The sequence below is a fragment of the Nonomuraea sp. NPDC059007 genome (assembly GCF_042740555.1).
Classification (GTDB): domain Bacteria; phylum Actinomycetota; class Actinomycetes; order Streptosporangiales; family Streptosporangiaceae; genus Nonomuraea.
The window spans coordinates 175,792-187,201 of the sequence record NZ_JBHYJD010000005.1; the positions used below are offsets into that span (position 1 = coordinate 175,792).

At 68.7% G+C, this 11,410-nt stretch carries 12 protein-coding genes; 4 read left to right on the top strand and 8 right to left on the bottom strand.

Annotated features, from left to right (window positions below):
- Positions 1–33: 33 nt before the first annotated feature.
- The 5 genes from ACFWY5_RS10120 to ACFWY5_RS10140 all read right to left on the bottom strand — a co-directional run bounded on the left by ACFWY5_RS10120 (position 34) and on the right by ACFWY5_RS10140 (position 5,831).
- Positions 34–1,575, bottom strand: a complete 1,542-nt coding sequence (locus ACFWY5_RS10120; RefSeq protein ID WP_379611601.1) for an MFS transporter — start codon at positions 1,573–1,575, stop codon at positions 34–36.
- A gap of 79 nt (positions 1,576–1,654) precedes the next feature.
- On the bottom strand, positions 1,655–2,851 hold the full coding sequence (locus ACFWY5_RS10125; RefSeq protein WP_379631178.1) for an Ig-like domain-containing protein: 1,197 nt from the start codon (positions 2,849–2,851) through the stop codon (positions 1,655–1,657).
- A gap of 141 nt (positions 2,852–2,992) precedes the next feature.
- Entirely contained in the window at positions 2,993–3,406 is a 414-nt protein-coding gene (locus ACFWY5_RS10130; RefSeq protein ID WP_184970847.1) for a cytochrome c oxidase subunit 4, read from the bottom strand.
- On the bottom strand, positions 3,406–5,058 hold the full coding sequence (gene ctaD, locus ACFWY5_RS10135; RefSeq protein WP_379611599.1) for a cytochrome c oxidase subunit I: 1,653 nt from the start codon (positions 5,056–5,058) through the stop codon (positions 3,406–3,408). The genes ACFWY5_RS10130 and ctaD overlap by 1 nt, the downstream gene beginning before the upstream one ends.
- A complete protein-coding gene (locus ACFWY5_RS10140; RefSeq protein WP_379611598.1) occupies positions 5,055–5,831 on the bottom strand; it encodes a cytochrome c oxidase subunit II in 777 nt (258 codons plus the stop codon). Before ACFWY5_RS10140 ends, ctaD begins: the two co-directional genes overlap by 4 nt.
- A gap of 199 nt (positions 5,832–6,030) precedes the next feature.
- On the opposite strand from ACFWY5_RS10140, the gene ACFWY5_RS10145 reads away from it, so the two are divergent.
- The 3 genes from ACFWY5_RS10145 to ACFWY5_RS10155 are packed head-to-tail and all read left to right on the top strand — an operon-like array spanning position 6,031 to position 7,897.
- The gene (locus ACFWY5_RS10145) at positions 6,031–7,164 is read left to right on the top strand and encodes a cysteine desulfurase family protein (protein WP_379611597.1); all 1,134 of its coding nucleotides are present in this window, start codon (positions 6,031–6,033) and stop codon (positions 7,162–7,164) included.
- The gene (locus ACFWY5_RS10150; protein WP_379611596.1) at positions 7,161–7,406 is read left to right on the top strand and encodes a sulfurtransferase TusA family protein; all 246 of its coding nucleotides are present in this window, start codon (positions 7,161–7,163) and stop codon (positions 7,404–7,406) included. The genes ACFWY5_RS10145 and ACFWY5_RS10150 overlap by 4 nt, the downstream gene beginning before the upstream one ends.
- Before the next feature lie 56 nt (positions 7,407–7,462).
- Positions 7,463–7,897 carry a CBS domain-containing protein gene (locus tag ACFWY5_RS10155; RefSeq protein WP_379611595.1) on the top strand — a complete coding sequence of 145 codons (435 nt, stop codon included), beginning with the start codon at positions 7,463–7,465 and terminating at the stop codon, positions 7,895–7,897.
- 61 nt (positions 7,898–7,958) lie between these two features.
- Here the strand turns inward: ACFWY5_RS10155 and ACFWY5_RS10160 are convergent, their stop codons facing one another.
- Both ACFWY5_RS10160 and ACFWY5_RS10165 read right to left on the bottom strand, forming a co-directional pair.
- Positions 7,959–8,945, bottom strand: coding sequence for a carbohydrate kinase family protein (locus tag ACFWY5_RS10160; RefSeq protein ID WP_379611594.1), 987 nt, complete (start codon positions 8,943–8,945; stop codon positions 7,959–7,961).
- A gap of 174 nt (positions 8,946–9,119) precedes the next feature.
- Positions 9,120–9,473: an iron-sulfur cluster assembly accessory protein gene (locus ACFWY5_RS10165; RefSeq protein WP_184970832.1), complete on the bottom strand. Its 354-nt coding sequence runs from the start codon at positions 9,471–9,473 to the stop codon at positions 9,120–9,122.
- Positions 9,474–9,658: 185 nt separating this feature from the next.
- Between ACFWY5_RS10165 and nadA the strand changes: the two genes are divergently transcribed.
- Positions 9,659–10,792, top strand: coding sequence for a quinolinate synthase NadA (gene nadA / locus ACFWY5_RS10170; RefSeq protein ID WP_379631180.1), 1,134 nt, complete (start codon positions 9,659–9,661; stop codon positions 10,790–10,792).
- Between the two features lie 4 nt (positions 10,793–10,796).
- On the opposite strand, the gene ACFWY5_RS10175 is transcribed toward nadA, so the two are convergent.
- Positions 10,797–11,408: an SIMPL domain-containing protein gene (locus tag ACFWY5_RS10175; RefSeq protein ID WP_379631182.1), complete on the bottom strand. Its 612-nt coding sequence runs from the start codon at positions 11,406–11,408 to the stop codon at positions 10,797–10,799.
- Positions 11,409–11,410: the final 2 nt, after the last annotated feature.

Sequence of the window (11,410 nt, forward strand, 5' to 3'; positions counted from 1 at the left end):
TATCCCCGGGACGGTCTCGGCCGGTTCGAGGGGTTAGTGGGTTGCCTGGGTGAGTTCCTCCGTAGGGGCCGGCTGGGTGGGTGGGACGTGGCGTAGGAGGCGGGCTATCAGGATCGCCATCGCGGCCAGGGCCACCGCGGCGACCAGTGCCACGACGTTCAGGCTGGTCGTGAAGGCCTCTCTGGCGGTCGTCACGAGGGCTGCGCCCGTTTCTCCGCCCACTCCCTCGGCTGCGGCCAGTGCGGTCGCCAGCGTGTCCCTGGAGGCCGTCTCCACGGCCGGGGCCAGGGAGTCGGGCAGGGCCAGGGTGCCTCGGTAGAGGGCGGCGCCCAGGCTGCCCAGGATGGCGATGCCCAGGGAGAAGCCGAGTTCGCCGCTGGTCTCGTTCAGGGCGGCGGCCGAGCCGGCCTTCTCGGGCGGGACCGAGCCCACGATCAGGTCGGTGCTCAACGTCACCAGCGGGCCCGCGCCCAGGTTGATCAGGATCCAGCCGCAGGCCAGCGTCAGCGGGCCCGAGACCGTGTCCACCTGGGTGATGACCAGGAGGCCGGTGACCGAGACGGCCAGGCCGTACCCGATCAGGTAGGCGGGGCGCACGCGGCGGGCCAGCAGCGGCGAGAGCAGGAAGCTGACGCCGTTGGCGGCCACGGCGGGCAGCATCCACAGGCCGGCGGCCAGCGGCGACAGGCCCTCGACGAGCTGCAGGTGCTGCGTGAGGAACAACATGAGGGCGCCCATCAGCAGGGTGGCGGCCATCATGCCGGCGAGGGCGGTGCTGAAGGCGTGGCGGGTGAACAGCTTCAGGTCCAGCAGCGGGTGGGCGAGCCTGCCCTGCCTGCGGGCGAAGAGGATGCCCATGGCCAGGCCCAGGGCGAGGCAGGCGAGGGCGACGGGCTGCCAGCCGTGCTTGGCGATCTCCTTGAGGCCGTAGACCACGGGGAGGATGGCGGCCAGCGAGAGCGCGACGCTGGTGAGGTCGATCCGGCCCGCCGACGGGGCGCGGTACTCGGGCAGGAGCACCGGGCCGAGGACGAGCAGCAGCACCATCGCCGGTACGCCCAGCAGGAACGCCGAACCCCACCAGAAGTGCTCGAGCAGCGCGCCGCCCGCGATCGGGCCCAGCGCGGCGCCGCCCATGAAGCAGGCCAGCCATACTCCGATGGCCAGGCCGCGCTGGCGGGCGTCGGTGAACATGTTGCTGATCAGCGCGAGCGTGGACGGCGCCAGCGTCGCCCCGGCCAGTCCCAGCAGCGCCCGCGCGGCGATCAGCATGCCGGGGCTGGTGGAGTAGGCGGCCGCGACCGAGGCGAGGCCGAAGGCGGCCGCGCCGATCAGCAGCAGCCTGCGGCGGCCGATCCGGTCCCCGAGGGTGCCCATCGTCACCAGGAACCCGGCCAGCACGAACCCGTAGATGTCGGTGATCCACAACTGCTGTGTGCTGCTCGCGCCCAGGTCGGCCGCCAGGTGGGGCAGGGCAAGCAGCATCACGAACACATCGATGGAGACCAGCAGCGAGGTCAGGGCCAGCACCGCCAGCCCGATCCATTCGCGGCGTCCCGCCTTCGTCGCCGTCATGGCGCGTCCTTTCCGTTGTCTCTCCTGCTTTCACGGGAGAGTCGGAACGGCACGCGCGTTCTCTACATGACCGGGCGACCTACATCGCGTCGGTGCGGCCGGCCTTGATCGAGCTCCACTGCAGCCACTGCTTCCAGTCCTCCTGCCAGTGACCCCAGCCGTTGGTGGGCTCCAGCTTGCGCGGCGTGCCCGTGATGATGATCGGGTCGCCGATCAGGGTGTTCCTGATGAACCAGGAGGCGTTGGTCGGGCTGATGTTCACGCAGCCGTGGCTGACGTTGGAGTAGCCCTGGGAGCCGACGGACCAGGGGGCGCTGTGGACGTACTCGCCGCTGTTGGAGATGCGGACGGTGTTGTAGACGGTCATGCGGTAGTAGCCGGCCGAGCCGGGGCCGATGCCGGGCGAGATCATGATGGTGACCGGCTCGCGGGACATCGCCAGGTGGACGCCGGAGGTCGTGTGGTACTTCCAGACGCCGCCCTGGCCGGCGCTCATCGGGATGTCGCGGATCTTCTTGCCGTCGCGGCGCACGGTCAGGTAATGGGTGTCGGTGCTGCCCTTGGTGATCTGCTCGCGGCCGATCTTGAAGTCGAGGACGTGGTCGCGCTTGCCGTACATGCCGGGGCCGCCGCGTACGCCGGCCAGGCGCGCTTCGAGGCGGACCTTGGTGTGCGCGGGCCAGTACGTCTTGGGGCGGAAGTCCACGTGCCGGTCGTCGAACCAGTGCCAGGCTCCCTCGACGGGCTTGCTCGCCTTGACGTACAGGTTGCGCTCGACGCTGACCCGGTCGGTGATGTCCCGGTCGAAGACGATCATGATGGGCATGCCGACGCCGACGGTCAGGCCGGTGTTGTCCTTGTGCGGGGTCAGCTGCTCGATCTCGAAGCTCTTGGTGGCCTTGACCGTGGTGAACGTGCTGGTGGTCTGCTTGCCGTCGCCGGTCGTGACGGAGACGGTGTAGGTGGTGCCCGGCCTGGCGGTGCGGGTGCTGCGCCAGCGGGTGCCGTCGCCGCTGAGCACGCCGGCCAGCGTGGTGCCGGGGCCGGTGACGCGGACGCTCTTCAGCGTGCCGCCGCCCGGCGCGGCGACGATCACGGTCTCGTCGGTGCCGATGTTCACGGCCTGGTTGGCCGGAAGTACCGACACGGTGGTGGTTCCCGCCGCGGCCGCCACCGGGCTCGCGCCCTCGTCCGCTCCGGCCGCGTTGCTCGCCGAGCACGCGGTCGCCAGTGCCAGGGCAAGCAGCCCGGCCGATCCAGTCGTTACGCGCCCCACGACAACTCCCCCGTATGTGATCACTCCGCTCACGTCCCGTTACTACCCTCAGTGAGCGAAACGCCACGTATGGCAAGCGGTAAAAAACGCGAAAAACGGGTGCCCTCCCCCGGTTCGGAGGAGAACACCCGTTTCGCCGACTCAGTGGGAGAAGTTGCCCCGGTAGTACTGGAACACGAACCCGATCATGGCCATGACGACCATGAACAGCCCGATCAGGAACATCCAGAGGCCGATCGCGAACCCGGCGAAGGCGAAGGCCGCCGCCAGGCAGAGGAACAGCGGCCACCAGGAGCTCGGGCTGAAGAAGCCGATCTCACCGGCGCCGTCGCTGATCTCGCCCTGCTTGTTGTCCTCCGGCTGGTCGCCGATCCGGCGCGCCGTGAACATCAGGTAGTAGCCGATCATGAACGCGAAGCCGACCGAGATGGCCATGGCCGTGGTGCCGACCGGCTCGCCCTGCCCGGTCGCCGACTTGGTCCAGAACCAGTAGGCGACGTCGACGGCGGCGAAGAACAGGCCGCAGAGCAGGAACAGCCAACCCTGTACCTTCATCAGGCCTCAACCTCCTGCTTGGCCGAAACGTGCGGGTAGTGCAGGTCGAACGCGGGCCGCTCGGAGCGGATGCGCGGCAGCGAGGTGAAGTTGTGCCGCGGCGGCGGGCACGAGGTGGCCCACTCCAGCGAGCCGCCGTAGCCCCACGGGTCGTCCACGGTGACCTTGGGCGCGCTGCGCGCGGTCTTCCACACGTTGTAGAAGAACGGCAGCACCGAGATGCCCAGGACGAACGCGCCCACCGACGAGATCATGTTGAGGTCGGTGAAGCCGTCGGCCGGGCTGTAGTCGGCGTAGCGGCGCGGGAAGCCGAGCACGCCGAGCCAGTGCTGGACCAGGAACGTCGTGTGGAAGCCGATGAACAGCAGCCAGAACTGCAGCTTGCCGAGCCGGTCGTCGAGCATCTTGCCGGTGAACTTGGGCCACCAGAAGAAGAAGCCCGCGAACATCGCGAACACCACGGTGCCGAAGACCACGTAGTGGAAGTGGGCCACGACGAAGTAGGTGTCGGAGATGTGGAAGTCGAGCGGCGGCGAGGCCAGGATGACGCCGGTCAGGCCGCCCAGGAGGAAGGTCACCAGGAAGCCGACCGAATAGAGCATCGGCGACTCGAACGACAGGTGTCCCCGCCACATCGTGCCGATCCAGTTGAAGAACTTCACGCCCGTCGGCACCGCGATGAGGAACGTCATGAACGAGAAGAACGGCAACAGCACTTGCCCGGTCGGGAACATGTGGTGCGCCCAGACCGTGATCGACAGGCCCGCGATGGAGATGGTCGCGGCGACCAGCGAGATGTAACCGAAGATCGGCTTGCGGCTGAAGACCGGCAGGACCTCGGTGACGATGCCGAAGAACGGCAGCGCGATGATGTACACCTCGGGATGGCCGAAGAACCAGAACAGGTGCTGCCAGAGCAGCGCGCCTCCGGTCTCGCTGGCGAAGATGTGGGTGCCGAGCTTGCGGTCGGCCTCCAGGGCGAGCAGCGCGGCGGCCAGCACCGGGAAGGCCATCAGCACGAGCATGCTGGTGAGCAGGACGTTCCAGGTGAAGATCGGCATCCGGAACATGGTCATGCCGGGCGCGCGCATGCAGATGATCGTGGTGATGAAGTTGACCGAGCCGAGGATCGTGCCCAGGCCGGACAGCGCCAGGCCCATGATCCACAGGTCACCGCCGAGTCCCGGCGAGCTGATCGCGTTCGACAGCGGCGTGTAGGCGAACCAGCCGAAGCTGGCCGCGCCGTTCGGGGTGAAGAACCCGGACACCGCGATGATGCTGCCGAACAGGTAGAGCCAGTAGCTGACCATGTTCAGCCGGGGGAAGGCCACATCGGGGGCGCCGATCTGCAGCGGCATCAGCTCGTTGGCGAAGCCGGCGAACAGCGGCGTCGCGAACATCAGCAGCATGATCGTGCCGTGCATGGTGAACAGCTGGTTGAACTGCTCGTTCGAGGTGAACTGCAGGCCCGGCTGCGCCAGCTCGGCGCGCATGATCAGCGCCATCACGCCGCCGATCAGGAAGAACGCGAACGACGTGATGAGGTACAGGTGACCGATGATCTTGTGGTCGGTCGAGGAAAGCCACTTCGCGATGATCCGGCCCTTGGGAGTCGGACGCGCCGTGGTGATCGGCTCTTGGATGGCGGTCACTGGGTGCTCCCGGCCTGTGCGAGGTACTTGTCGTAGTCATCCTGCGCAACGAGCTTCACCGAGAACAGCATGCGGCTGTGGTCGACGCCGCACAGTTCCGCGCAACGGCCCGCGTAGACACCGGGCTCGTTCAGCGTCTTGACCTCGAAGACCCGGCCGGGGTTGCCCTCCTTGATGCCGGGGATCACGTCACGCTTGAACCGGAACGCGGGCACCCAGAAGGAGTGGATCACGTCAGGCGAGGACAGGTCGAACTGGACCGTCTTGCCGACGGGCAGCACGAGCTGCGGCCCCTGCCTGTAGTCGCTGACCGGCTGGCCCACCACGGGCGTCAGCTTCTTGCCGCCGACCTCGGTGGTGAAGCGCCAGCTCCACTGGAAGGCCTCGACCTTCACCTTGACGTCGGGAGTGGCCGACACCTTCTCCAGCGTGTTGCTGTCACGCGCGGTGTAGAAGAAGAACACCGACACCATGACCAGCGGAACGAGCGTGTAGAAGATCTCGATCGGCAGGTTGTAGCGAACCTGCGGCGGCAGCTCGGCCGACTTTTTCCGCTTACGGTGGAAGATGCATGCCCAAAGGATCAAGGCCAGGACAACGGCACCGGTGGCGAGAGCGGCGATCCAGGCCCCGTTCCAGAGGCTCTCGACGACATTTCCCTGCTCGGTTACGCCCTTCGGCAGGAGGCCGCTGGACCAGTCGGCCTCGGGAACATCATTCGCACACGCCGTAGCGGAGGCCAGCAGCAACGCCAAAGCGGCGGCGCGTGGCACTCTGCCCCGGACCAACGAACGCCGCGTCGAACGGCGAGTCGGACTCACGGATCGCCTACCCCACAGATGAAGCCCAGGAGTCACTCCTGGGCGCTCGTATTTCCAAATGCACAGCTGATTGCAGACACATTAGCGCGGAGGGGCCCCGCCCTCCCGCCCGCCCCCTCGATGGCGCGCCGGGAGTGGGACGATAAGTCGCGTGGCGTACTTCGACGCGGCCTCCACCGAGCCGCTTCACCCCCAGGCACGCGAGGCGTATCTGGCGGCCCTGGACGTCGGCTGGGCCGATCCGGCACGGCTCTACAACCAGGCCCGCCGCGCGCACTTGCTGCTGGAGCAGGCCCGCACGGAGGTGGCAGAGGCACTCGGCGCGCGTCCTGACGAGGTGTCGTTCACCTCTTCCGGCACGCAGGCCGTGCATCTCGGCGTGCTCGGCACCCTACACGGGCGGCGCCGTACCGGCCGCCATCTCATCACCAGCGCGGTGGAGCACTCCAGCGTCCTGCACGCGGCGGGGGTGCACGAGCGCGACGGCGGCACGGTCGAGACCGTGGGCGTCGGGCTGACCGGCCGCGTCGACCTGCCCGCCTTCACGGCGGCGGTCGCGGCCGAGGGTACGGCTCTCGCCTGCCTGCAGACCGCCAACCACGAGGTCGGCACGCTCCAGCCGGTGGCCGAGGCGGCGGCGGCCTGCCGCGAGCACGGGGTGCCGCTGCTGGTCGACGCCGCCCAGACGGCGGGGCGGCTGCCGATACCGGAGGGCTGGTCGGTGCTGACGGCCAGCGCGCACAAGTGGGGCGGGCCGGCCGGGGTGGGCGTGCTGGCGGTGCGCAAGGGCACCAGGTTCCGCTCGTTCCTGCCGGAGGACGAGCGCGAGCGCCGCCGGGTGCCCGGCTACGAGAACGTTCCGGCGATCGTGGCGGCCGCGGCGGCGCTGCGCGCGATGAGCGCGGAGGCGGCGCAGGAGCACGCGCGGCTGTCGGCCCTCGTGGACCGGATCAGGAACACGGTGCCGAAGATCGTCCCCGACGTGGAGGTCATCGGGGAGCCGGTCGAGCGGGCGCCGCACATCGTCACCTTCTCCTGTCTGTACGTCGACGGGGAGGTGTTGCTCACCGAGCTGGACAAGGCGGGATTCGCGGTATCGTCCGGGAGTTCGTGCACCGCTAGTACGCTTCGACCATCGCATGTGTTGGAGGCGATGGGCGTGCTCACGCACGGGAACGTCAGGGTCTCGCTGCCCCGTGGCGCTTCCGCGGCGGAGGTGGACAGGTTCCTGGAGGTCCTTCCCGACATGGTGCGCCGGATCCGGCAGGACGCAGGAGTGGCATGACAGAAGTGACTCAGCCCGCACTGACGATCGACGCGCTCGGGAAGAAGTGCCCGATCCCGATCATCATGCTCGCCGAGCAGATCAACTACGTTCCGCTCAACGCGGTGGTGGCGGTGCTGGCCGACGATCCGGCCGCCTATACCGACGTGCCCGCCTGGTGCCGGTTGAAATCGCATCCGCACGTGGGCACGTACGAGCTGCCCGGCGGCGGCTGGGCGATCCACGTGCGGCGCAATTACTGACCTGCGATTTTGGGTAGAACCGTGCGGGAATGTCATCTCATTTCGGGGGGAATCCGATGACCGCTGGACACCCGCACGAGACCGCCCGCGACCTGATGAGCGCGGGCGTGGAGTGCATCGCCGCCCACGAGACCCTGGACCGGGCGGCGCAGATGATGCGCGACCGCGGGGTCGGGGCGCTGCCGATCTGCGGTTCCGACGACCGGCTCAAGGGCATCATCACCGACCGTGACATCGTCACCAAGTGCATCGCCGAGGGCCACGACCCGTCCAGGGTCACCGCCGGCGACCTGGCCACCGGGCTGGTGTGGGTCCCGGCCGACGCCACCGTGGAGGAGGCGCTGGCCCGGATGGAGGAGAACCAGATCCGCCGGCTGCCGGTGATCGAGAACCACCGCATCATCGGAATGATCAGCGAGGCGGACCTGGCCAAGCACCTGCCGGACGACCAGCTCGCCGGGTTCGTGCACCGCGTCTACGCGGGGGTGTGACGGCCGGGCCGTACCGGGGAGGGAGCGGGCGCGGCGTTGACGGCCGCGCCCGTCGCCTGGATCAGGCGTAGTGGCACTTGACGTGGCCGGAGATCTCGGCGGCCGCCTCGGCGCCGTAGGCGGCCGTGAAGCGCTCCAGGAAGGACTTCTGGCCCAGCTCGTACTCCTGGCCGCCGACGCGCTCCAGCACGTGCGTGGCGGTGAGGTTGCCCACCTGGCCGCAGCGCTCCAGCGACAGGCCCCACGCCAGCGCCGACAGGAAGCCCGCGCGGAAGGCGTCGCCGACGCCGGTCGGGTCGGCCTTGCCGAGTTCGGGCGCGGGCGCGACCTGGATGGACGGCTCGCCCTTGCGCGCGATGACCGCGCCCTTCGGGCCCAGCGTGGTGATGCGCACGCCCACGCGGTCCAGGATCTCCTCGTCGGACCAGCCGGTCTTCTGCTCGATGAGCCCCTTCTCGTAGTCGTTGGAGAAGAGGTACGCGGCCCCGTCGACGAGCTGACGGATCTGCTCGTCGGCCATGCGGGCCAGCTGCTGGGAGATGTCGGCGGCGAACGGGATGCCCCGCTGGCGGCACTCGTCGGTGTGCCTGAGCATCGCGTCGGGGTCGTTGGGGCTGATCAGCACCAGGTCGAGCCCGCCCACGCGGGCGGCGGTCGGCTGCAGCTCGATGTTCCTGGCTTCGGCCATCGCGCCCGTGTAGAAGGAGGCGATCTGGTTGTGGTGCTCGTCGGTGGTGCACAGGAACCTGGCGGTGTGGTGAGTCTCCGACACGTGCACCGAGTCGCAGTCGACGCCGTGGCGCTCCAGCCAGGAGCGGTAGTCGGCGAAGTCGGGCCCGACCGCGCCCACAAGGATGGGGGCCAAGCCCAGGCAGCCCATGCCGAACGCGATGTTCGCCGCACAGCCTCCCCGCCGGATCTGCAGGTCGTCGACCAGGAACGAAAGTGACACCCGATCCAGTTGTTCGGCGATGAGCTGATCGCCGAAGCTTCCTGGGAACGTCATCAGATGGTCTGTCGCGATGGAGCCGGTGACGGCGATGCGCACGGGATTCTTCTTCCTCGTTGTCTGCAGGCCAAGTAGAGCCTCACGAGGATATGCGAAGGCCACGTCCACACCAAGGTGAACGCGGCCTCCCACCAACCGGCCACCAGGCCGGCTGGACGACGACCACAGCCCCGGCGCCGTCAGGCGGTCCGGGGCGGATCGGCGGACGCCTTCTTAGTTGAAGGAGTCACCACAGGCGCAGGAGCCGGTGGCGTTGGGGTTGTCGATGGTGAAGCCCTGCTTCTCAATGGTGTCGACGAAGTCGATCGTCGCGCCCAGCAGGTACGGCGCGCTCATCCGGTCCGTCACGACACCGACGCCGCCGAAGTCGGTCACCACGTCGCCGTCCATCGAACGGTCGTCGAAGAAGAGCTGGTAGCGCAGGCCGGAACAGCCACCGGGCTGGACGGCCACCCGCAGCTGCAGGCCTTCCTCACCCTGCTGCTCCAGCAGGCTCTTGACCTTCGCCGAGGCCGCGTCGGTCAGGATCAGGCCCTGCGTCGTGGTCTCGCTGCTCTCAACCGTCATGTGCGAACTCCCGCGGTCTGTTTCTGACTTCCTACTAAGACGTTAGCAACACCGGCCGGCCTCTTCACATTCCCCACCGTCCGTGCGGGCGGCCGTACCCCCGCAAAAGGGGTGGGGTACGGCAAAGCACAGGGAAGGGATATGCCATCATGAGTATCGTCAATCCGACGATAAGGGGTTCGGCCATGACCACCACCCAGCTGTTCATCCTTGGCAGGAGCGCCGACGCGGGCAGCGAGCGCGGCGTCGACTGTCCCGGCGAGCTTCCCGCCGCCTCCGACCCTGACCTGGTCGAACGGGCGCGCAAGGCGAAGGAGGCGCTGGGCGAGCGCGTGTTCGTGCTCGGCCACCACTACCAGCGCGACGAGGTCATCCAGTTCGCCGACGTGACCGGTGACTCCTTCAAGCTGGCCCAGCAGGCGGCCGCCCGGCCGGAAGCCGAGTTCATCGTCTTCTGCGGCGTGCACTTCATGGCCGAGTCGGCCGACATCCTGACCGGGCCGGATCAGCGCGTGGTGCTGCCCGACCTGGCGGCCGGGTGCTCGATGGCCGACATGGCCACCTTCGACCAGGTGGAGGAGTGCTGGGAGGCGCTGGAGGACGCGGGGCTGGCCGGCGACGTCGTGCCCGTCACGTACATGAACTCCAGCGCCGACATCAAGGCCTTCTGCGGACGGCACGGCGGCGTGGTGTGCACGTCCTCCAACGCCAGGCGGGCTCTGGAGTGGGCGTTCGAGCAGGGCAAGCAGGTGCTGTTCCTGCCCGACCAGCACCTCGGGCGCAACACCGCGGTGCTGGAGTTGGGCATGTCGCTGGAGGACTGCGTGGTGTGGAATCCGCACCGGCCCAACGACATCGGCGAGGTCGCCGGGGCGAAGATGATCCTGTGGAAGGGCCACTGCTCGGTGCACGGGCGCTTCACCGCCGAGTCCGTGGACGACGTGCGGGCCCGCATCCCCGGCGTCAACGTGCTGGTGCACCCGGAGTGCCGGCATGACGTCGTGCTGAAGGCCGACTACGTGGGCTCGACCGAGTACATCATCAAGACGCTCCAGGCCGCTCCCGCCGGGTCCAGCTGGGCCATCGGCACCGAGCTGAACCTGGTCAAGCGGCTGGCCCAGATGTTCCCCGACAAGAGCGTCTCGTTCCTGGACAAGACGGTCTGCTACTGCTCCACCATGAACCGGATCGACCTGCCCCACCTGGTGTGGGCGCTGGAGTCGCTCGCCCTCGGTGAGACGGTCAACCAGATCACGGTCGAGCCGGACACCGCCCACTGGGCCAAGGTCGCCCTCGACCGCATGCTGGCGCTGCCGTAACGGATCAGCCGCCGAAGGCGTAGACGACGCGGACCGACACCGTGACGGACTGCTCACCCGGGCTGATCGAGGACTGGTCGGCCATGGCCGCCGCGGCCATCATCATCGGCCGCGGCGGGGCGTCGGCCTCCTCGCTGATGGACACGACCTGGCCGAGCGGACGGCCCGCCAGGCCCGCGTACTGCTCCGCCTTGGCCCTGGCGTCCTTGAAGGCCCGGTCGCGCGCGTCCTTGAGCGCCGCGACCGGGTCGGAGATCTCGAAGCTCACGCCGTTGAGCCTGGCCTCCTCGCCGACCCCCGCCACGAGGTCGATGATCCGGTCGGCCTGCGACAGGTCGCGCACCATCGCCTCGACGCCCTGGGCGGCACGGTAGGCGGAGATCTTCGGGTAGTTCTCGTACTCGGGCCCCAGCGACAGCTCGCTGGTGCGCAGGTCCTTGGCGGCCAGGCCGGCCTCGCCCAGCGTCCGCAGGAGCCGGACGGCGGCGGCGCGGACGGCGGCGAAGGCCTCACCGGCGCTCGCCTTGCGCACCTCGACGCCGACGTTGAGCCGCATGGCGTCGGGGGCGGCCGAGACCGCGCCCTGACCGAGCACGGTGATCTGCTGGCTGTCCACGT